This is a genomic window from Lactobacillus kalixensis DSM 16043, from assembly GCF_001434335.1.
In the GTDB taxonomy this organism is placed as follows: domain Bacteria; phylum Bacillota; class Bacilli; order Lactobacillales; family Lactobacillaceae; genus Lactobacillus; species Lactobacillus kalixensis.
This window is the reverse complement of sequence record NZ_AZFM01000005.1, coordinates 57,214-77,582: the sequence shown is the minus strand read 5'-3', so window position 1 is coordinate 77,582 and position 20,369 is coordinate 57,214. Positions and strand designations below refer to the sequence as shown.

Sequence of the window (20,369 nt, the reverse complement as noted above, 5' to 3'; positions counted from 1 at the left end):
GTTTTAGAGAGATTTTTCAACGAATTCTTTCAATACTACTGCCTGGTTATGCTCAGTGTCTTTAGCGCCGTATAAAAAGAGAACATTGCCTTTAGCTAGTTTTTCTCTAACTGTATTTATGAAAACTTGAGTTTCAGGATTTTTCTTTAACTCATTTAAGTATTTTTCCTTAAATTCGGGATATTTTTCGTCATCATGGTTGAACCATTTGCGTAGCTCGTTACTTGGACCAATTTGCTTATCCCATTCATCCAGCGCTGCCTTAACTTTGCTTATTCCGCGCGGCCATAAACGATCAACTAGAATTCGGTAGCCTTGAGGCTGAACATGCTCATAAATTCTAACTAACTTGATCTCACTCATTTTTGCCTTCTTTTACAAATTTGGATCCATCTTGAAGCGAAGAGGTGAATCACCAGTTTGTTCAGTGATTAATTTAGCAGTTAAATCTCTAAAAATATCGATTGCTGCTTTAGCCATTTTATCATTTGCTTCGTCAACTAGAGCAAGCTTCTTATTGTCATTTTGCTCTTTAGCTAACTTTTGATCATATTCATAGCGAATGTGCATTACCTTGTCTCTTGCTTCGGTTTGAGCGGTAGTTAAACTTGCACCGTACTTACCCCAGTCGCGGTCAACTAGGTTGCTAGCGAGCTTAAAGACCCAGTAAGCAGAGTTTGAGTTGTAAGTTTCTTTACCGTACTTATACATCGTAGGTACCTTGCTGCCTTGCGGGAAAAACGGCACGTAAACGCTTTGTGCAGCTACACCCATAGCTAGCCAGTGGACCATATCTTCGCCTCTTAATTCAAGTAAATGCGATTCTTGTGTAGTTGCAACAGAGATAGGGCGGAAGGTAGCGTTATCCTTATTTTTCTTATTAGTTAAATCATAAGGTGTGTTCTGGTAGTGATCACTCAAAACTCTTTGTGCATCTTGAATTGAAACTGGCTTATCTGGCTTTCTAATAAATGGCAAATTGAAAGATTGCGGTTCTTGTTTAGCTGATGGAGTCAATAATTTTTGTCCAATCCAAACACGTGGGGTGTTGTAATGAAGATCGCTATCATCGTGAGTGCCGAATATTTCTCTGAAATTAAATGCTTTGTCTTCTGGCCAAAGATGATTTTCATAGACAAAGTCCTTTAAATTGGGATCAAATAAGAAATCTTGGCTTTCAAAATCGATTTCTTGAATCGCAAGTTGGTTAGCGACAACAGCGTAAGAGTCGTCAGGGATGCGCTGAGCGACCCAGTGGTGCCCTGAGCCAATCTCCATGTACCAAGCTTCATCTCGATCAGCAAATAAAATTCCATCTGCTTCAGCAGCGCCGTGCTTTTCTACGATTTCGCCTAAACGCTTAACGCCTTCTTGAGCACTCTTAACATAAGGTAAAACCACTGTAATCATGGCTTCTTCAAGGATTCCTTTTTCAGTATCGAAAGGATCTACTGCTAAAACACGGCTGTTTGCATAGGCACTTTCAGTCGCACTCATTGCCACGTGATATTCATTGATTCCATCTTCTTCAAAGACGCCATATTTATCAGTCCATTCAGGAGTAGAGGAATAAGCAAATTTTTCTGAAGGTAGATCCATTTCAAATTTGTTATCTTTTGATTTGAAATGATTGTTTTTTAAATCAGCTTCATGTTTATTAAAAGCTAAGTGTTTTGGCCAAGCAGTCTTCGCATCTTCGTTGCGACCAATAATTACACTGCCAGTCAAAGAGGCTTTCTTTCCAATTAAAATGGAAGTACAAGATGAGCGTCCAATTTTTGTATTCATAGATATTCTCGCTTTCTACTAGGTGTTATAATAAGTGTATCTTAAAACAATATTATTTTATTTAAAAGAGGTTAAAAATGGAAAATAAATCAATAAAAATCACTACTAATTATGAAAACCATTCTATCAACATGGAATTTACTGAAAATTTAACTGATGATCGCGAACGCGGTTATATTTTATCTGCTGCTTTCTTCTCTTTTTGCGCATCTCAAGGTTTAGATAAACAAGAAGTTATTGAAATGGTTAATACAAATTACGGGCAGTTCACTTCGAGTGACGGCTCATCATTGTTTAAGAGACCTTAAATAACAGAAGTTCTTGCTTGTAAACCTTGCATAAGCCTTGCAATTGTTATTTAATAGTCGTATCATAATATTGAATATTAAAGAACAGTCGTTATGCTAAAATTCAAATTAGATGAGGGTGTTTAAAATGGCAAGAAAAAAAGAAATCAGCAAAGAGAAAATTTTAGATATCGCCTATAAAATGGCAGTTACTAACGGACTTGATTGTTTAACAGCCCGTAATATCGCAAAGACCGGTCACTTTTCAACTCAGCCTTTGTATTTGGAATTCAGTAACATGGACGAAATTCGTTCACTTGTTTTGGAAAGAATTTCAGATAATTTGAAGGAAAAGTTTTTACAAGAAAAATATACTGGTGATCCACTAATTGACTTAGATTTATCATACATCAACTTCTCACAAAAGCACGTTAAGCTATTCCGTGCTATGTTTGTTGATGGTAAGTTTGGTAGTCAAATTATTGCTAATACCTTGATGACATTAGGTACTACTAAATTTAAGGAACAATATCCAGAAGTTGACTATGATGACGAAAAGATTAAGGATATTGTAATTGCAAACTGGATTTCAACAACTGGAATGGCAGCATTAGTAGTTAATAAGATTGCTACATTTAACCAAGATCAAATCATTAACGTTTTGAATGCACAAATTCATGACGCAATGCTTAACGATCGTCTCAACATTACCAGCCAAGAAAATCCAATGTTTGCTGCAGACCAAGATGCTTCATTGAAGGAAAATTTGGCTTAACCAAATCAACTAACGTAATAACTGTTCTGATCGCAATGGAAGTGATGCAAAAAACGTCCGATGGGGAGGGCGTTTTTTTGTGCCCAAAATTCTAGTTGTTAATTAAAGAATGAAAACGCATTTTTGGCATAAGTAATATATAATAGTAAGTATAAAAGAAGAATTTGAAAGGTGGTTTTTATGAAAATTCTAGCTTTATCTGGATCAAACGCAGACAGTTCTTTTAATTTAGCATTGCTAAAGTTTATCGCTGCACATTTTAAGGACAGATATGATTTTGAAGTAACATCAGTTAAGGGATTACCATTATACAAAGAAGGTGTTGACGCTCCTGAAAGCATTTTGGCCTTAGGTAAAAAAATTGAAGATGCCGATCTTGTTTTAATCGGCTCACCTGAACAACAACACTCAGTAACAAGTAGTTTAAAGAGTGCTTTGGAATGGCTATCAAGTTCAATTCACCCATTTAATGGTAAGCCAGTAGTTATTGTTTCAACTTCTCCAATGCCTCAAGGTGCATCTCGTTCACAACTTCGCTTGAAGACCATTTTGATTTCACCAGGATTTGGCGTAAAGCTCTTTAACGGTGATGAATTTATGATGGGTAATGCACCTAAGCAATTTGATGGTGCTGGCGATCTAGTTGATGAAGGTACAATTAAATTCTTAGGCCACTTCTTCGATGAAGTAGATGAATGGTATGCACAAATTACCAAGTAGGGGGAAGAGAAGATGAAATTATTAGCAGTTGTTGGTACAAATGCTCCTTTTTCATATAACCGCTTTTTAGCAAGATCAATTGCAAAGCGTTATGGCGACAAGGCAGATATCGAAGTGAAGGAAATTGATCAAATTAAGCCTTTTTCTAGAAGCGAAGAACCTGATCAAGTCACTAAGGAATGGATCGAAGATATTAAGAATGCAGACGGTGTAATTCTTTGTACGCCAGAATATGATCACTCAATTCCTTCTTCACTTAAGAGTGCTTTGGAATGGCTTGGTTCACACGCTGGTCCTGATGTAATGAAGATGAAGCCAGCAGCAGTTGTTGGTACATCATACGGTATTCAAGGTGCAAGTCGTGCTCAAGAAGAAGCTCGTGAAATCTTACTTTCACCTGATATGAGTGCAAACGTTCTTCCAGGGAATGAAGTTTTAATTGCTGGTGCAGCTAACAGTTTTGATAAATCAACTGGTGATTTGATTAATGAACAAGCAGCCAGTCAATTAGACGTAATGATGGATAATTTCATTAAGTTCATTGAACAAGCTAATAAATAATTTTTACCAGACATTTTTTTGGTAGAGTTGTAAAATTAAGTCTGAGACTATGTCCCAGGCTTTTTGCTTTTTCGGGATAAGAAAGGATGGTGGCCTTGTGAAACCAAATGTATTACCATTAGAAACAGTTCGTAATCCTCGCGATCTAGGGGGATATGTCGGCTTTGAAGGTCGCAAAATTAAGTCACATCGTTTAATTCGAGCTGGAAAAATCAGTAAGATTTCAGAGCAGGATCAGGAATTTTTGCGTCAATATGGTTTGTGTAAAATTATTGATTTACGCTCCCCATTAGAATGTAAAAAATGCCCGGATGATGAGCTTAGTGGTGTCGAACACTTTGATATTTCTATTTCTGATGAGGATAATACTCAAGGCGGTAAAAAAGATATCGCGAAGTTTATGCAGCTGTATAACGAGGACCAATATGCCGGTTTTGAGATGATGTGCGAGCGTTATCGCAGTCATGTGACTAAACCGCATGCTAAACACGCAATCCACTCTATTTTAGAGTTACTTGCCAATACCAAGGATGGAGCAATTTTGTACCATTGCTCTGAAGGAAAAGACAGAACAGGATTGGTTACAGTTGTTTTGCTATATATTTTAGGTGTCGATCTTGAGACGATTCGTCAAGACTATCTATATTCAAATTATATGCTTAATAATTACCGCGCTATTCGTGATCAAAAATTTGCGGAAATGGGCAAAAATATAAAGTTTAGAGCTAACATGCGTATACTTGGATCAGTTTCTGATGCCTTTCTTGACACCTCTTTAATTACAATTGAAGAGAAATACGGTGGACTGGATACGTATCTTGAAAAAGAGCTTCATGTTGATTCAAAATTACGCGATACTTTGCGGGATCTTTATTTAGAAGAAAGATAAGGCAAAAGATGAAAGAAAAAATCGTTGAAGATTTAGCTAAAAAACAAATTGTGGGACAACATCATGCATTGGGTACCTCAATCACTTTACAAATTTTTGGTCGCACAATAGATTATGACCATTTGATGGAAAAATCTTTTGACTTGATTGATCGTTATGAAGATGTCTTAACGGTTAACCGAGAGGTGTCAGAGGTTATGAATATTAATCACGCAGCAGGAATACATAAAGTGCAAGTTTCGCGTGGGGTATATTCACTAGTTAAATTAGCTGTTGAAGAAAGTCGTAAAAATTACGGGTTTAACGCTTTAATTGGTCCGGTGGTCAAACTCTGGCATATTGGCTTTAAAGGCGCACATGTACCAACCGATGAACAGATTCAAGAAAAGATGAAGCTAATTGATCCTGAAAATGTTGAGCTTAATGATCATGATCAGACAGTTTATTTAACTAAAAAAGGGATGGAACTTGATTTAGGCGGCATTGCTAAAGGTTGGATTGCTGATCGAATCAAGGATTTGTGGGAAGCTTATGGCGCTGGCGGAATTATCAACTTAGGTGGAAATATCTTGTTAGTTGGTGATTCACCTAAGCGTGAAAATGGACAGTGGACTATTGGTGTGCAAGATCCTAAAGAAACACGCGGTGATAATATCACGACTGTAATGGTACCTGAATGTTCTGCGGTTACAAGCGGCACTTACGAACGTTATCTGGTAGTAGATGGCAAAAAATATCATCATTTGATTGATCCAAGAACAGGCTATCCAGTTCAGACTGATCTTGCTGGTGTAACTACTTTTACCAAATATTCTGTAGATGCAGAGCTTGAATGCAAGCGATTATTTTTTGCTGGCCATCCGCTTGAAGACTGGCATAAACGTCCGGGATGCTTAGGAGCGGTATTTGTTTATAACGATGAGCACGTTGAATATGATAATTTTTAATGAAAAAAGACAGTTGATTTTTCTCAAAAATGAGGATCAACTGTCTTTTTGCTAAGCAGCAGTTCTTGAAATACTAAAGATACTGTTAAAGATTCCGTTTGAAAGTCCCGGTGTGTTGTAAATGATGAAGCGTAAGAAACTTGAATCAATTGTTTGCTGAGTAAACCATGGATTTTGAATAGCATTAAACATGGACAAGATAACATACATGAAGAAATAACCAGCAACAAATGAAGCGATGGCACCCAAGACGCTATCAAGTAAGCTACCTAAACTTGTTGAGTGTGGATTTCTAGTTGGCATCCACCCCTTAACTATTTTGATAATCATTCTTCCGATAAAGAGAATGATGAAGAAGGCTAGAAAACGAGCGATCATTAGAGAAACGTCAGTTGTTAAGTTGGTATTAATTTGTCGTCCAGTAAACTGAGCATAGAGCCAATTACCCAACGGATTTTGGAAAAAGATGGCAATCATAAAGACAATTGCTGAAAAAATCAAGTTGACGACATAGCGGGTAAAGCCGGTTTTATAACCTTGATAAGCTTGCCAGGCTAAATAAGCCAGCACAATTAACGTTACAATCATTAATTAAAAACCTCCATTATTAATTGTTTATAATTATAACCCATTTTAGTGCTGTTAGACTTTGACGATTACACTAAAATACTTCATAATTGTAAGGATGAATAACTTTACTAATAACCCATTTTGGCGTTAAATTTATAGAGTGTGGAACAGGGTTTCACGGGTGAAAAATGAATCCAGATCAATTTATCCAAGAATTAGAAAAACATAACTTACAAGTAAGTGACAAGCAAAAAAAGCAATTTGAAACTTATTTTAAAGAATTAGTTGCGGCTAATGAACATGTAAACTTAACAAGAATTACCGAAAAAAATGATGTCTATCTCAAGCATTTCTTTGATAGCATTACACCGTTATTTGTCTTTAATTCTGTCTTTGATAAGGGTAAAAGCCTTTGTGATGTTGGTGCCGGAGCAGGTTTTCCATCATTACCAATCAAGATTATGTATCCAGATTTAAAGATAACAATCGTTGATTCTTTAGCTAAGCGTTTAACTTTCTTAAAAGAATTAATAGATAAGTTAGGTCTAAGTGACGTAGAACTTGTTCATGGGCGCGCAGAAGATGTTGGTCAGAATAAACTTTACCGTGAAAAATTCGATTTAGTTACTGCACGAGCTGTTGCCAATATGACGGTTTTGAGCGAATATTGCTTACCTTTAGTTAAAAAAGATGGCTACTTTATGGCCTTAAAAGGACCAAAAGCTGAAAGTGAACTTGATGATAGTCAAAAAGCGCTGGAAGTTTTGGGAGGCAAAGAAATCAAAACAATTGAATTGGTATTGCCAAACAGCGATGAAGAAAGAACTTTAATTTTAGTGCAAAAGGTAAAGACTACGCCTAAAAAATATCCACGTCAGGCTGGAACACCACGACGCAAACCAATACATTAATGGAGGGGTACCATGGCACTTTTTTCATTTAATAAACATCACGATGAAATTCCAAAAAACAAACAAATTCAAGATATCGAATTAGCAAAAATCACGCCCAATCGTTTTCAACCAAGACGGAGATTCTCCGAAGATGCAATTAATGAACTCGCTTCAACCTTAGAAAAAGAAGGTCTGCTTCAACCAATCGTTATTCGTGAAAAAGGAGACGGCGAATACGAAATCATTGCTGGAGAACGTCGCTACCGTGCTGCTCAAAGCTTAGGCTGGGAAAAAATCCCATCAATCGTTAAAAATATGGACGATGATCAAGCAGCTTCTCTTGCTTTGATTGAAAACTTGCAAAGAGAAAACTTGAATCCAATTGATGAAGCACAGGCTTATTCGAATTTGATGAAGTTGAATAAGTTAACACAAGTTGAATTAGCTAAAGAAATGGGTAAATCCCAATCTTATGTTGCTAACAAATTACGCCTTCTTAAGTTGACACCTAAGGTGCAAAGCTATTTAGCAAGTGGTGAGATAACTGCTCGCCACGGCCGTGCTCTTTTGCCATTAAGTGAACGTGATCAAGGTAGAGTAGCTGATGAAATCGTTAATAATAAACTAAATGTCAAAGATACCGAAGAAATTGTCAAAGATGTTGAAGGTTACTTCGAACAAAAAAATACAGATGAAGAATTAGGTAAGCCGGTAAAACGATCACCAAAGCGTATTCCAAAAGATATGAGAGTGCAAATCAACACTATCAAGCAAGCAATTAAGTTAGCTAAGGATTCTGGTATTAAGGTCAAAGTTCAAGAAAACAAAGATCCTGATGATTACCGTATCACTATTGAGTTAAAGAGGAAGTAGGAGAGGATGGAAAATATGGTAAATGTAATTTCGGTTGCTAATCAAAAAGGTGGAGTTGGTAAAACCACCACTACTATTAACTTAGCAGCCTCAATTGCCGACCGTGGTTACCGCGTTTTAATTGTTGATATCGATCCACAAGGTAACGCCACCTCTGGTTTAGGAATTGAAAAATCAGAGATTGACCAGGACATTTACAATGTTTTGATTGATGAAGTTCCTATCAAGGATACAATTCACCACACTTCAACTAAGAAGCTTGATATTGCACCAGCCACCATTAATTTATCTGGTGCTGAAACTGAATTGATTAGTATGATTGCTAGAGAAACTCGCTTGAAGGCGGCGCTTGACTCAGTTGGTGAAGATTATGATTTTATCTTTATTGATTGCCCGCCATCTTTAGGTCAGCTTTCGATCAATGCCTTTACAGCTTCAGATTCAATTTTGATTCCAGTTCAAAGTGAATATTACGCTATGGAAGGGTTAAGCCAACTTCTTAATACCATTCGTTTGGTTCAAAAGCACTTCAACAAGGACTTAGGTGTTGAAGGGGTGCTTTTAACAATGCTGGATGCTAGAACCAATCTAGGTGCTGAAGTAGTTAAAGAAGTGCAATCTTACTTCAACAAGAAGGTTTATAAAACAATTATTCCAAGAATTACTAAACTGGCAGAAGCACCAAGTTACGGCCAACCAATTACTGAATATGCACCAAAATCTCGCGGTGCTAAAGTATATGATGATTTAGCAAAGGAGGTGCTTAAGGCACATGGCAAGAGACTCAAGAAATAAAGAACTAAGGAAAAAAGGCGGCTTAGGTCGTGGGATTGAGGCATTATTTGAAGATGAGCCTCAAATCGATGAAGCAGAAGAAATCAAGGACTTGTCTATAGATGAAATCAGACCTAATCCTTATCAACCAAGAAAAACTTTTGATGATAAGAGTTTAAAGGAATTATCTGATTCTATTAAGGAAAACGGTGTTTTTCAACCAATCATTGTTAGAAAATCCGTAAATGGTTATGAAATTATTGCTGGTGAACGCCGCTATCGTGCTTCTAAACTAGCTAAGAAAGATACTATTCCTGCCATCATTAGAAATTTTGACGAAAGTCAAATGATGGAAGTGGCTGTTCTTGAAAATTTGCAACGTGAAGACTTAACGCCACTTGAAGAAGCTCAAGCTTATGAAATGCTCCAAAAGAATCTGGGCTTAACTCAAGAAGAAGTTTCTAAGAGAATGGGCAAGTCTCGTCCATATATTGCTAACTACTTGCGTCTTCTAACTTTGCCAAGTAAAACTAAGCGCCTGCTTCAACACGGTGAATTATCAATGGGTCAAGCCAGAACTCTGCTTGGTCTTAAAGATAAGGACAAGATCGATGAAGTTGCTAAGCGTGTTGCTAGAGAAGGAATGCCTGTAAGAAAGGTTGAAGCCTTAGTTGCAAGCATTAATTCTAAGAAGCCGCGTAAGAAGGCTTCGAAGAAGTCGGCCTTTATTCGTGCTAGTGAAAGTCAACTCGCAAGCAAGTTTGGTTCAAGCGTTAATATTTCTGAAAGTAAAAAAGGCAAGGGCCATTTATCAATCGACTTTGCCTCAACTGATGAATTAAATCGTATTTTAGATATTTTAGGTGTTAATCTCGATGATTAGTAATGATTCGTATGGTTTGGCCGATACTGTTCAAATGAAAAAACCACATGCTTGTCAAACAAATGACTGGGAAGTCTTAAGACTTGGCGCTGACATTAAGTTGAAGTGCCTAGGCTGCGGTAGAATGGTAATGATGTCAAGAGCTGACTTTAACCGTAAGGTGAAGAAGGTTCTAACCAAAGCCAATGATCCTGTCAATGAGAAAAAAGAGCACTATGTGCCTAAAGAAAGCATTGCACGGCCAAATTTGTAAACAATAAAGTTAATAATTGTAATAAAGTATTAGAGTAAGTATTTTTTAGAAAAAGAGGAAGAAAATGGCATTAACTGCTGGTATCGTTGGTTTGCCTAACGTTGGTAAGTCAACTTTGTTTAACGCAATCACTAAAGCTGGAGCGGAAATGGCTAACTATCCATTCGCTACTATTGAACCTAATGTTGGAATGGTTGAAGTTCCTGACAAGCGTTTGGCAAGAATTCAAGAATTGATTCCTGCTAAGAAGATCGTTCACACCACTTTTGAATTTACTGATATTGCCGGACTTGTTAAGGGTGCTTCAAAGGGTGAAGGACTTGGTAACAAGTTCCTTGAAAACATTCGTCAAACTGACGCAATTGTTCACGTTGTACGTGCTTTTGACGATGATAACATCACTTCAGTTACTGGTAAGGTTGATCCTGAAGAAGACATCAACACTATTAACTTAGAACTTGCCGTCGCTGACCTTGACGCCGTTAACCGCCGCATTAACAAGGTTAAGAAGATTGCTCAACAAGGTGACAAGGAAGCTAAGGCAGAAATGGCTGTTCTTGAAAAGTTACAACCAGTTCTTGAAGAAGGTAACGCTGCTCGTTCAATTGACTTTAATAAAGATGAACAAAAGATTGTTAAGGGCTTGTTCCTTTTGACTTCTAAGCCAGTTATCTATGTCGCAAATATTGCAGAAGATTCAATGTCTGATCCAGATAGCGACAAGTACTTCCAAATTGTTAAGAAACATGCCGAAGCAGAAGGCGCAGAAGCTTTGGGTATTTCTGCAGCTACTGAAGAAGAAATCGCCGGTATGGATGACGACGAAAAGAAGGAATTCCTTGAAATGGAAGGTGTTGAAGAATCAGGTTTGGATCGTTTGATTCGCGCAGCTTACCATATTTTAGGTCTTCGTACATTCTTTACTGCTGGTGGTCCAGAAACTCGTGCTTGGACTTTCCACAAGGGCATGAAGGCTCCACAAGTTGCGGGTGTTATTCACTCAGACTTTGAACGTGGCTTTATCCGTGCCGAAGTTGTTTCATTTGATGATTTAAATAAGCTTGAAACTATGCAAAAGGTTAAAGAAGCTGGTAGATTACGTCTTGAAGGTAAGGATTACGAAGTTCAAGACGGCGATATTATCGAATTCAGATTTAACGTTTAGGAGAAAAAATGGCCGAAGAAGAAAACAAGAACGCAAAAATCGATACTGAAAAACAAGAAAAGCTTAAGCAAAAAACAGAACGTGAAAAGCAAGACGACAAGATTAAGGCTGCTTCTCCAGAAGAATTGAGAGAAATGCTTAGCAACAAGAACTCAGATTACGTTTTCCGTTTACAAAAAGAATTGGAAAAGCAAGGCAACATGAGTTATGCCGAATCTGAAGCAAAGATCAATGAATTGTTGCCAGAAATTGTGATTGCACAAAAGCATGGTCAACCAGCTAACGGCTTGTACATGGCTTCTCCTCAAGTTAAGGCTAATGAAATTATCCATCCCCACGTTGAACCTAAGACAATTATGGACTTCCCATTCTGGCAACGTGCTGTAGATAACGGTTTGCTTTGGTTAGCAATTTTTATGGCACTTTATGGTGTTTTAGGGATGTTCAATACTCAGAATACAGAGGGGCAAAATGGTGTCTTAACCATTACCACTGTTGGTGTTTTACTTGGAGTATTTATGGCTAAGTACAACGAATGGATTATACCTAAAGGCCAAAGAAAAATTTCTTGGGGCCGCGTGATTTTAACAACTCTTATTTTAGTTGTTGGACTCTTTGTCTGGATGATGATTTTGTCATTGCCAGTACTTCGCATTATCAACCCAGTCTTGCCAGGTATTGCTTACTTAGTAATTGCGGCAGCTGCCTATGGTATCCGCTACTGGTTCAGAAAGAAGTACGGTATTACCGGATCAGCGTTTGGACCACAACCTGTTAGCAGAAAATAATAGGTGAAATAATTATTAAAAAAGTGTAAAATGACTTTTTAGTAAAAAAAGAAAAAGATAAATGAGTGAATTAGCTCATTTATCTTTTTAATTTGTGAAATCTAAGTAATCGCAGGAAAAGGAGGAAATCGTTTTGATAAAAACTTTGAGCAAATCAATTGGTCGATATAAGAATTTGTCAATTTTATCACCAATTTTTGTTACTTTTGAAGTAATTATTGAAATGTTAATTCCCTACATGGTTGGTATCTTAATTGACCGCGGTATCATGAAGGGTAATATGGACTTTATCAGACGCTATGGCTTAATCCTACTTGGTTTGACTGCCGTGTCATTGTGCTTGGGTGCAAGTGCCAGTTACGTTTCAGCACATGCTGCAGCGGGCTTTGCGGCTAACTTGCGTAAGAATATGTTCTACCATATTCAAGATTATGCTTTTGAAAACATTGATAAGTTTTCAAGTTCAAGTTTGGTAACTCGTTTGACTACTGACGTTAACAATGTTCAAATGGCCTATCAGATGATGATCAGAATTGCTGTTAGAGCACCAATGATGCTTATTGTATCAATTATTATGTCAGTAATTATCAGCCCAAGCTTATCATTAATCTTTTTGGTAATTGCACCAATTTTCGCAGTCTTATTGTTCTTGATCATTCGAGCAGCTTATCCTTACTTCCCTAAGATCTTTGAAGGATATGATCGGATGAATCAAGTTGTGCGTGAAAATGTCCGTGGTATTCGTGAAGTTAAAACCTACGTGCAAGAAGACGATCAGATCAAGAAGTTTGAAAAATCATCAGGTTTTATTTATAAACTTTTTGCGACTGCGCAAAAGATTATGTCTTTGAACGCATTGGTTGTAGCAGCTGTTTTGAACATTTCAACTCTTGCAATTTGTTGGTTTGGTGCACGTGAAATCGTTGGTGGGACTTTGCAAACAGGTCAATTGATTTCAATGTTCTCATATTCAAACTCTGTTTTGTTCAGTTTGAATATTTTAGCAATGATTGCAACCCAAATGATCATGGCTAGTGCCAGTGGTCGCAGAATTGCTAACGTAATTAACGAGAAACCTGCAATTGAAAACCCAAGAAAGCCACTTGAGGAAGTTACTAATGGTGAAATTTTATTTGACCACGTTAACTTCAAGTATGAACCGGGCGATAAGACTTTAGCTTTGGATGATATTAACTTACACATTAAACCTGGTGAAACAATCGGAATTATTGGTGAAACTGGTTCATCTAAGTCAACTTTAGTTTCAATGATTCCGCGTTTATATGATGTTACTTCTGGTGCAGTTCGCGTTGCCGGGCATAACGTTAAGTCATATGATTTAAAGGCGTTACGTGACAATGTTGCTATGGTTTTGCAAAAGAATGTGCTGTTCTCAGGTACGATTAAAGAAAACTTGAAGTGGGGGAATGAAAATGCAACTGATGAAGAAATTGTCAGAGCTGCTAAAATTGCCCACGCTGATGGCTTCGTTCGCGAAATGCCAGATGGTTATGACACCATGGTTGAACAAGGTGGTAACAATGTTTCTGGTGGTCAAAAGCAACGTTTGACAATCGCTAGAGCACTTCTTAAAAAGCCTAAGATCTTAATTCTGGATGATTCTACTTCAGCTGTTGATACCCAGACTGAACGTGAAATTCGCGAATCTTTGGTTAAGGATATGCCTAATACCACTAAGATTATTATTTCGCAAAGAATTGTTTCAATTAAAGATGCTGATAGAATTATCGTAATGAACCACGGTAAAATTCAAGATATTGGTACTCACGATGAATTGATTAAGACTAATGAGTTATACAGTTCAATCGCTAAGTTCCAAGAAGAAAACAGAAAGTAAGGGGTGAGTGATTTTGAATACAGCAAAACAAAAATCAGGTAATCAATTGAAGACTCTGAATCGCTTGCTCAAATTAATCCTGACAACTAGTCCATGGATGTTCATTATCTCAACAATCACGATCATCCTTGCCGCTTTGTCCAACGTTATTGGGACAATGTTTATTGAGCAATTGATCAATAATTACATTGAACCTTTGCTTAAGCAAGTGCAAAAAGGCCAAGCACCAAATTATGGTCCACTTCTTCAAGCGATTATCGTTATGTTTGGTATTTATGCAATTGGTTTTGTTTCTAACTACCTCTTTAACATGTTAATGGGGGTTTTAGGTCAAAAAGTTCAGTTCCGTGTTCGTAACGAAATGTTTACTCACATGGAAAAGTTACCGATTTCTTATTTTGACCAAAATGATTATGGCGATATCATGTCTCGTTATACTAACGATATTGATACCTTGATGCAGATGATTTCACAGTCAATTCCGCAGTTTACTAACTCAATTTTGACGTTGATTTTTGTTATCAGCGCGATGTTTATTTTAAGCTGGCAATTGACAATCTTCTCACTTATAGTCTTTGCTTTGTCAATTGGAATTGTTCGCTTCTTGACCAAACGAAGTGGTCGCTACTTCTCCATCCAACAGAAGAAACTGGGGCAAATCAACGGTTACAACGAAGAAATGCTTAATGGTTTGAAAGTTATCAAGGTTTTCTCACATGAACCTGAGGTTAAAAAAGACTTTGATACTTACAACGAAGAATTACGTATTGCTTCTGGTCGTGCGAACATCTATGCTACGGTATTATTCCCGATTATGGGTAATATTGGTAATTTGCTATATGTTTTGATTGCTTTCATTGGAGGGGCTGCAGCTATTAACGGTTGGGCACCGATTACTTTAGGTGCGATTGCTTCCTTCTTGCAGTTGTCAAGAATGTTTAGTATGCCAATTGCGCAGATTTCACAACAATTAAATTCAATCGTAATGGCTTTAGCTGGTGCTAATCGAATTTTCCAATTGGAAGACCAACCAGTTGAAGAAGACAAAGGTACAGTTACAATTTCTAAGAGTGAAAATGTTAAGGGTGCTTGGAACTGGAATGTTTCTGAAAATGGTCAGATTAAGAAGGTTCCTGTTCGCGGACACATAATTTTTGATCATGTTAACTTCTCTTATGTTCCTGGTAAACAAATTTTGCACGACATTTCAATTAATGCCAAACCTGGTATGAAAGTTGCCTTAGTTGGTGAAACTGGTGCAGGTAAGACCACGATTTCTAACATGTTGAATCGCTTCTATGAAATTGACTCTGGAACGATTACTTATGATGGAATTTCAATCAAGAATATTAAGAAGGACGATTTAAGACAGAGCTTGTCCATCGTCTTACAAGAAACGCACTTGTTCTCTGGCACCATTATGGAAAACATCCGCTTCGGAAATCCTGATGCTAGTGACGACGATGTCTACCAAGCAGCTAAATTATCCCACGCTGATGAGTTCATTCATGAACTTGATCATGGTTATGAAACGGTGATCGATGGTGATGGCGGTGATCTTTCACAAGGTCAAATGCAGTTGCTCAGCATTGCGCGTGCCATGATTGCAGATGAACCAGTAATGATTTTGGATGAAGCAACTTCAAGTATTGATACTCGCACTGAAAAGATGGTTCAAGCGGGGATGGATAACTTATTAGCAGGTAGAACAAGTTTTGTTATTGCCCACAGATTATCCACAATTGTTAATTCAGACCTTATTTTGGTTCTTGATCACGGTAATATTATCGAAAGTGGTAATCATGAATCACTTCTTAAGCAAAAAGGTTACTACTACGAACTTTATACTGGTAAAAAAGAAATTCAATAATATTGCAGCAGATATCGCAAGATATCTGTTTTTTTGTGCGATTGTCTTATTTTTTTAAAAAAATAGGGGCTTAACTGCTGGAGGCTTGCGAATAATTGGTAAAATATATATTGTGAAGATAAAGTACTTAAATTTAAAAGAATTTATATAAGGGAGACATCAATATGCCCACAAAAATCTTAGTTGTTGATGATGACAAAGAAATCGTAGAATTATTGAGCATTTATTTAAAAAACGAAGGCTATGAGCCAGTCACTGCTTATAGCGGTAAAGAAGCAATTACTAAATTAACCACTACTCCTGATATTGCATTGATGATCTTAGATGTCATGATGCCAAATATGTCGGGGATCGACGTAATCAAGGAAGTTAGAAAAGATTCAGATATTCCAATTATCATTGTTTCTGCTAAGACTGGTGACATGGATAAGATTCAAGGCTTAATCACTGGTGCGGATGACTATGTATCAAAACCATTTAATCCACTTGAAGTGATGGCCAGAGTTAGAAGCTTACTCAGAAGAAGTCAAAAGCAAGTTAAGGATGATGAACCAGATGTCTTAGAAGTTGGTCCGTTAGTTATTAATCGTGATTCACATGAAGTTAAGACAATTGATGGTAAAACTATTCAGTTGACTGCACTTGAATTTGGAATCCTTTATCTTTTAGCAAGCCATCCTAACCGTGTCTTTTCAGCTGATGAAATCTTTGAGCGTGTTTGGCAACAAGAATCAATTGTTTCAGCTAAAACTGTTATGGTTCACGTTTCTCACCTTCGTGACAAGATTCAAACAGCTACTGGCGGTGAAGATGTTATTCAAACAGTTTGGGGAGTAGGATATAAAGTTGAGGCATAATGGATGAAAAAAGAACGCGTTAAACTAACTGGTGCTGAAAAAAGCGAGCTATTTGCAGAAGCTGTTGTCACCATAGTTTTATTACTGCTTCTTAATTTGTCGATTATTATCCTGATTCACCTTGCTATTTTGCAAGACGAAACTTTAGTTAATGGAATTTATTTTTTGAAAAGAACAATGACTTTCGCTGGCAATTACCACGTGTGGTCCTGGCAGCGAATTTTTATTATTCTTATGGGTATTGGTGACTTACTCGTTCTTTATTGGCGCTTAATTAGACGTTATCACCAAATGCAGCTACGACATGTAATTTCTGAATTGCATTATATTGCAGATGGCCATTTTGATCACCGCATTTCATTTGCAGTTAGAACTGATTTACAGCGCGTGATTGATTCTATTAATTCTTTGGTTGATAGTACAGTTAATTCAATTAATGAAGAACGTGCTATTGAAAAGTCTAAGGATGAGTTAATCACCAATGTTTCTCATGATATTAGAACGCCATTAACGTCAATTATCGGCTATTTGGGGCTACTTAAGACGGGTAATGTTGCGCCTGAAGACCAGAAAAAATATATCGACATTGCGTATACTAAAGCTGAACAAATGAAGTCACTAGCCAATGATTTGCTAGAATATACGACTTTAAAGTCAAATAGTACGAAACTTAATTTGGCACCATTACATATTTATTCAATGCTTGAACAAGTTGAAGCAGGATTTGAACTAGAAGCTGAGAAAAAAGGAATTAGCTTTGAGATTGCTGCTAGACCGAAAAATTTGACAATTAAAGCCGATGCTGAAAAGTTGGTAAGAGTGTATAACAATTTAATTAATAATGCGTTTAAATATGGAACGGGTGCAACTAAGATTAAATTGGTAGCTAACTTGATTAATAAGCAAGAAGTTGAATTACGGGTTGAAAATAATGGTGCGCGAATTCCTGAAGATGCATTAAATAAAATTTTTGAGCGTTTTTACCGTGTTGAAACTTCCCGCAATACCAAAACTGGAGGAACAGGATTAGGTTTGTCGATTATTAAAGGCGTTGTTGATTTACACAAAGGTACGATTGAATGCAAATCTGATGATAATTGGACAAGTTTTATCATTCGTCTGCCACTCGATCCAGAGAAAGCAAAAAGCAAGCAGTAGCTGTGCTATAATTTTATATTGAAACAGTAATCTATTCGAGGAGATATGAAACATGAGTATTTCTCTAAATACCTGTATTTTAATTTTAAAAGAACACCATTTGCTTAAGTCAAGTGCAGTTCAAGATGCTGTCGCAACTAAGATGGAATATGTATCTTATGATTCTCGCGACATTCAAACCAATACCTTATTCTTCTGCAAAGGTGCTGGCTTTAGACCAACTTATTTATCAATGGCTAAGAACAATGGGGCTATTTGTTATGTTGCTGAACAACCTTATCCTGAAGGAAAAGGGATGCACGCCTTAATTGTTCGCGATGTTTCAAAAGCAATGGCACTTTTGTCAGCTGCTTTCTTCCGCTTCCCACAAGATGATTTGTTTGTTGTTGCCTTCACTGGTACTAAGGGTAAGACAACTTCTGCATACTTCTTAAAGGGAATGCTTGATCAAATTAATGGTGGGCGCACTGCACTTATTTCAAGTGTGAACGATATTGTTGGCCCTAAGCCTGAGGATAGTTTCAAGTCAAGCTTGACCACTCCAGAAAGTTTAGACTTGTTCCGTGATATGCGTACTGCAGTCGATAACGGAATGACTCACTTGGTAATGGAAGTATCTAGCCAAGCTTACAAGAAGAACCGTGTCTTCGGCTTAACTTATGATTTGGGCTTCTTCTTAAATATTAGTCCAGATCACATTGGTCTTAACGAACACCCTAACTTCGCTGATTATTTACACTGCAAGTTGCAACTGTTAGTTAACTCACGTAAGTGTATTATTAACGCTGAAACTAAGCACTTTAATGAAGTTTATGCTGCTGCAACTACAACTACTAACCCAGACAGCATTTACTTGTTTGCTAGTGAAGAATTTGAAAATCCGGACTTGGATGTGCCGATTGATTTTAGATACGCTTCTCAAGAAACAGATATGAGAGAAACTAAGTTTAAGCTCTTCTGTGCCAGCGACAAGGCAAAGCAGTTACCAATTAACGGTGACTATACTTTGCAAATGATTGGTGATTTCAACGAATCCAACGGTACTGCTGCAATTATTGGTGCTGGTCTTGCTGGTGAAAACCATGATCAAGCTGCTAAGGGCATTCGTCATGTTACTATTCCGGGTAGAATGCAAACTGAAATGACTGAAAACCACGGCATGGTTGTTGTTGACTACGCTCATAACAAGGCTTCAATGATGGCTTTGATGAGATTTATGCAAAATAACTTCAATAATCCTAAGATTATCGTGGTTGTTGGAGCACCTGGAGATAAGGGTGTATCCCGCCGCCCAGGATTTAGTGAAAGTTTGTCTGCTTACGCTGATAAGGCCTTCTTGACTACTGATGATCCAGGATTTGAAGATCCACAATCAATCGCTGAAGAAATTGACAGTGGCATTGATCATTCTAAGTGTGATGTAACAATCGAATTAGACCGTGAAAAGGCTATTCATGATGCTATTGAAATGGCTGGTAAGGACGATGTTGTTTTAATCTGCGGTAAGGGCGCTGATGCCTTCCAAAAGATTCGCGGAATTAATACACCATATCCTTCTGATATTGTTGTCGCACAACGTGTAATTAACGAATTAGAAGGCGACAAGAAGCATTTTAGAGCTTAAGGGTGAAATTAAATGAAGCACTTCTTTAGTATTATCGGTGGGATGGGAACGATTGCGACTGAAAGTTATGTCCGCTTGATTAACCACCGAGTAAAGATTGCGCGTGATCAAGATTATTTGAATTATATTTTGGTAAACGATGCTCAGGTTCCTGATCGAACAGCTTATATTAAGGACCATACTAAGCCTAACTTCTTTTACGATTTAAAAGACGATGTTGAAGGTCAAGATAAACTTGGAACCGACTTTTTGGTAATGCCATGTAATACAGCGCACTATTTCTATGATGATTTAGCAGCACTAACTGACAAGCCATTTCTGCACATGATGCGGATTGCAGTGCATAACTTTGTTGATAATTTTCCTAATGAAGAAAAAATCGGTTTGATTGCAACTGAGGGGTCAATTTATGATCATTTGTATGTAGATGAAATTGAGAAGGTTGGCCGCAAAGTTGAACTTGGTGGCCCGGAAATTCAGCCGATGGTTAATGAATTGATCTATTCGGATATTAAGGAAAAAGGTGTAGTCGATCATGACCTCTACCACAAGATTTTGAAGACTATGCATGATAAATATGGCTGCAACGTGATTTTGCTAGGATGTACTGAATTGTCTTTGGCACAAGAAAAGGCACCGGATCATCCTTATAACGTGATTGACCCACAATCAATTATTGCGGATGTGTCAATTGAATTGGCATTAAAGATTCGTAATGGGATGGATCCTAAGGACGCATGTCAGAAATATATGTATTAAAAAATGAAGACGTATTTGTTGGTTATCAGATGCGTTTTTTTGATATTAAACTAGCACTATTATTAAGAATTTAGAAC

22 protein-coding genes are annotated in these 20,369 nt (G+C 37.3%); 19 read left to right on the top strand and 3 right to left on the bottom strand.

Annotated elements, in window-relative coordinates; genetic code table 11:
• Window positions 1-3: 3 nt before the first annotated feature.
• Window positions 4-363, bottom strand: a complete 360-nt coding sequence (locus FC46_RS02920; protein WP_057797667.1) for a DUF488 domain-containing protein — start codon at window positions 361-363, stop codon at window positions 4-6.
• Window positions 364-375: 12 nt separating this feature from the next.
• Window positions 376-1,788 (bottom strand): C69 family dipeptidase, encoded by a 1,413-nt coding sequence (locus FC46_RS02915; RefSeq protein ID WP_057797664.1) that lies wholly within the window; start codon window positions 1,786-1,788, stop codon window positions 376-378.
• A 77-nt stretch (window positions 1,789-1,865) separates the two neighbouring features.
• Between FC46_RS02915 and FC46_RS02910 the strand changes: the two genes are divergently transcribed.
• The 6 genes from FC46_RS02910 (at window position 1,866) to FC46_RS02885 (ending at window position 5,967) form a co-directional block, all read left to right on the top strand.
• Complete coding sequence (locus FC46_RS02910; protein WP_057797662.1) at window positions 1,866-2,096, top strand: hypothetical protein; 231 nt, start codon at window positions 1,866-1,868, stop codon at window positions 2,094-2,096.
• Window positions 2,097-2,223: 127 nt separating this feature from the next.
• Window positions 2,224-2,850, top strand: coding sequence for a TetR/AcrR family transcriptional regulator (locus tag FC46_RS02905; protein WP_057797661.1), 627 nt, complete (start codon window positions 2,224-2,226; stop codon window positions 2,848-2,850).
• Window positions 2,851-3,030: 180 nt separating this feature from the next.
• A complete protein-coding gene (locus FC46_RS02900; RefSeq protein ID WP_057797659.1) occupies window positions 3,031-3,570 on the top strand; it encodes an NADPH-dependent FMN reductase in 540 nt (179 codons plus the stop codon).
• A gap of 12 nt (window positions 3,571-3,582) precedes the next feature.
• Window positions 3,583-4,131, top strand: a complete 549-nt coding sequence (locus tag FC46_RS02895) for an NADPH-dependent FMN reductase (protein ID WP_057797657.1) — start codon at window positions 3,583-3,585, stop codon at window positions 4,129-4,131.
• A gap of 49 nt (window positions 4,132-4,180) precedes the next feature.
• Entirely contained in the window at window positions 4,181-5,020 is an 840-nt protein-coding gene (locus FC46_RS02890) for a tyrosine-protein phosphatase (protein ID WP_057797655.1), read from the top strand.
• 20 nt (window positions 5,021-5,040) lie between these two features.
• Complete coding sequence (locus FC46_RS02885) at window positions 5,041-5,967, top strand: FAD:protein FMN transferase (protein ID WP_057797707.1); 927 nt, start codon at window positions 5,041-5,043, stop codon at window positions 5,965-5,967.
• 51 nt (window positions 5,968-6,018) lie between these two features.
• On the opposite strand, the gene FC46_RS02880 is transcribed toward FC46_RS02885, so the two are convergent.
• Complete coding sequence (locus FC46_RS02880; RefSeq protein WP_057797654.1) at window positions 6,019-6,555, bottom strand: CvpA family protein; 537 nt, start codon at window positions 6,553-6,555, stop codon at window positions 6,019-6,021.
• Window positions 6,556-6,725: 170 nt separating this feature from the next.
• Here FC46_RS02880 and rsmG point away from each other — a divergent pair, with 170 nt between their 5' ends.
• The 13 genes from rsmG (at window position 6,726) to FC46_RS02815 (ending at window position 20,292) form a co-directional block, all read left to right on the top strand.
• A complete protein-coding gene (gene rsmG, locus FC46_RS02875; protein WP_057797652.1) occupies window positions 6,726-7,448 on the top strand; it encodes a 16S rRNA (guanine(527)-N(7))-methyltransferase RsmG in 723 nt (240 codons plus the stop codon).
• Window positions 7,449-7,460: 12 nt separating this feature from the next.
• Entirely contained in the window at window positions 7,461-8,303 is an 843-nt protein-coding gene (gene noc, locus FC46_RS02870; RefSeq protein ID WP_057797650.1) for a nucleoid occlusion protein, read from the top strand.
• A 15-nt stretch (window positions 8,304-8,318) separates the two neighbouring features.
• A complete protein-coding gene (locus FC46_RS02865; RefSeq protein WP_057797705.1) occupies window positions 8,319-9,098 on the top strand; it encodes a ParA family protein in 780 nt (259 codons plus the stop codon).
• The gene (locus FC46_RS02860; protein WP_057797648.1) at window positions 9,076-9,960 is read left to right on the top strand and encodes a ParB/RepB/Spo0J family partition protein; all 885 of its coding nucleotides are present in this window, start codon (window positions 9,076-9,078) and stop codon (window positions 9,958-9,960) included. Before FC46_RS02865 ends, FC46_RS02860 begins: the two co-directional genes overlap by 23 nt.
• Window positions 9,953-10,213: a DUF951 domain-containing protein gene (locus tag FC46_RS02855; protein ID WP_057797646.1), complete on the top strand. Its 261-nt coding sequence runs from the start codon at window positions 9,953-9,955 to the stop codon at window positions 10,211-10,213. Before FC46_RS02860 ends, FC46_RS02855 begins: the two co-directional genes overlap by 8 nt.
• Window positions 10,214-10,277: 64 nt before the next feature.
• A complete protein-coding gene (ychF, locus tag FC46_RS02850) occupies window positions 10,278-11,378 on the top strand; it encodes a redox-regulated ATPase YchF (RefSeq protein ID WP_057797644.1) in 1,101 nt (366 codons plus the stop codon).
• Between the two features lie 8 nt (window positions 11,379-11,386).
• Window positions 11,387-12,166, top strand: a complete 780-nt coding sequence (locus tag FC46_RS02845; RefSeq protein ID WP_057797642.1) for a DUF1129 family protein — start codon at window positions 11,387-11,389, stop codon at window positions 12,164-12,166.
• A gap of 133 nt (window positions 12,167-12,299) precedes the next feature.
• Window positions 12,300-14,024 (top strand): ABC transporter ATP-binding protein, encoded by a 1,725-nt coding sequence (locus FC46_RS02840; RefSeq protein WP_057797640.1) that lies wholly within the window; start codon window positions 12,300-12,302, stop codon window positions 14,022-14,024.
• 13 nt (window positions 14,025-14,037) lie between these two features.
• Window positions 14,038-15,894, top strand: a complete 1,857-nt coding sequence (locus tag FC46_RS02835) for an ABC transporter ATP-binding protein (protein ID WP_057797638.1) — start codon at window positions 14,038-14,040, stop codon at window positions 15,892-15,894.
• Between the two features lie 164 nt (window positions 15,895-16,058).
• On the top strand, window positions 16,059-16,751 hold the full coding sequence (gene croR / locus FC46_RS02830; RefSeq protein WP_057797634.1) for a response regulator transcription factor CroR: 693 nt from the start codon (window positions 16,059-16,061) through the stop codon (window positions 16,749-16,751).
• A 3-nt stretch (window positions 16,752-16,754) separates the two neighbouring features.
• On the top strand, window positions 16,755-17,909 hold the full coding sequence (locus FC46_RS02825; RefSeq protein ID WP_057797633.1) for a sensor histidine kinase: 1,155 nt from the start codon (window positions 16,755-16,757) through the stop codon (window positions 17,907-17,909).
• 52 nt (window positions 17,910-17,961) lie between these two features.
• Complete coding sequence (locus FC46_RS02820; RefSeq protein WP_057797631.1) at window positions 17,962-19,533, top strand: UDP-N-acetylmuramoyl-L-alanyl-D-glutamate--2,6-diaminopimelate ligase; 1,572 nt, start codon at window positions 17,962-17,964, stop codon at window positions 19,531-19,533.
• 12 nt (window positions 19,534-19,545) lie between these two features.
• A complete protein-coding gene (locus FC46_RS02815; RefSeq protein WP_057797629.1) occupies window positions 19,546-20,292 on the top strand; it encodes an aspartate/glutamate racemase family protein in 747 nt (248 codons plus the stop codon).
• Window positions 20,293-20,369 lie beyond the last annotated feature (77 nt).

Coding starts and splice junctions, on each gene's coding strand:
- FC46_RS02905 (WP_057797661.1), top strand. CDS start 2,224: ATGGCAAGAAAAAAAGAAATCAGCAAAGAGAAAATTTTAGATATCGCC.
- FC46_RS02900 (WP_057797659.1), top strand. CDS start 3,031: ATGAAAATTCTAGCTTTATCTGGATCAAACGCAGACAGTTCTTTTAAT.
- FC46_RS02880 (WP_057797654.1), bottom strand. CDS start 6,555: ATGATTGTAACGTTAATTGTGCTGGCTTATTTAGCCTGGCAAGCTTAT.
- FC46_RS02825 (WP_057797633.1), top strand. CDS start 16,755: ATGAAAAAAGAACGCGTTAAACTAACTGGTGCTGAAAAAAGCGAGCTA.
- rsmG (WP_057797652.1), top strand. CDS start 6,726: ATGAATCCAGATCAATTTATCCAAGAATTAGAAAAACATAACTTACAA.
- FC46_RS02915 (WP_057797664.1), bottom strand. CDS start 1,788: ATGAATACAAAAATTGGACGCTCATCTTGTACTTCCATTTTAATTGGA.
- FC46_RS02895 (WP_057797657.1), top strand. CDS start 3,583: ATGAAATTATTAGCAGTTGTTGGTACAAATGCTCCTTTTTCATATAAC.
- FC46_RS02910 (WP_057797662.1), top strand. CDS start 1,866: ATGGAAAATAAATCAATAAAAATCACTACTAATTATGAAAACCATTCT.
- croR (WP_057797634.1), top strand. CDS start 16,059: ATGCCCACAAAAATCTTAGTTGTTGATGATGACAAAGAAATCGTAGAA.
- FC46_RS02845 (WP_057797642.1), top strand. CDS start 11,387: ATGGCCGAAGAAGAAAACAAGAACGCAAAAATCGATACTGAAAAACAA.
- FC46_RS02855 (WP_057797646.1), top strand. CDS start 9,953: ATGATTAGTAATGATTCGTATGGTTTGGCCGATACTGTTCAAATGAAA.
- FC46_RS02860 (WP_057797648.1), top strand. CDS start 9,076: ATGGCAAGAGACTCAAGAAATAAAGAACTAAGGAAAAAAGGCGGCTTA.
- ychF (WP_057797644.1), top strand. CDS start 10,278: ATGGCATTAACTGCTGGTATCGTTGGTTTGCCTAACGTTGGTAAGTCA.
- FC46_RS02820 (WP_057797631.1), top strand. CDS start 17,962: ATGAGTATTTCTCTAAATACCTGTATTTTAATTTTAAAAGAACACCAT.
- FC46_RS02865 (WP_057797705.1), top strand. CDS start 8,319: ATGGTAAATGTAATTTCGGTTGCTAATCAAAAAGGTGGAGTTGGTAAA.
- FC46_RS02920 (WP_057797667.1), bottom strand. CDS start 363: ATGAGTGAGATCAAGTTAGTTAGAATTTATGAGCATGTTCAGCCTCAA.
- FC46_RS02815 (WP_057797629.1), top strand. CDS start 19,546: ATGAAGCACTTCTTTAGTATTATCGGTGGGATGGGAACGATTGCGACT.
- noc (WP_057797650.1), top strand. CDS start 7,461: ATGGCACTTTTTTCATTTAATAAACATCACGATGAAATTCCAAAAAAC.
- FC46_RS02890 (WP_057797655.1), top strand. CDS start 4,181: ATGTCCCAGGCTTTTTGCTTTTTCGGGATAAGAAAGGATGGTGGCCTT.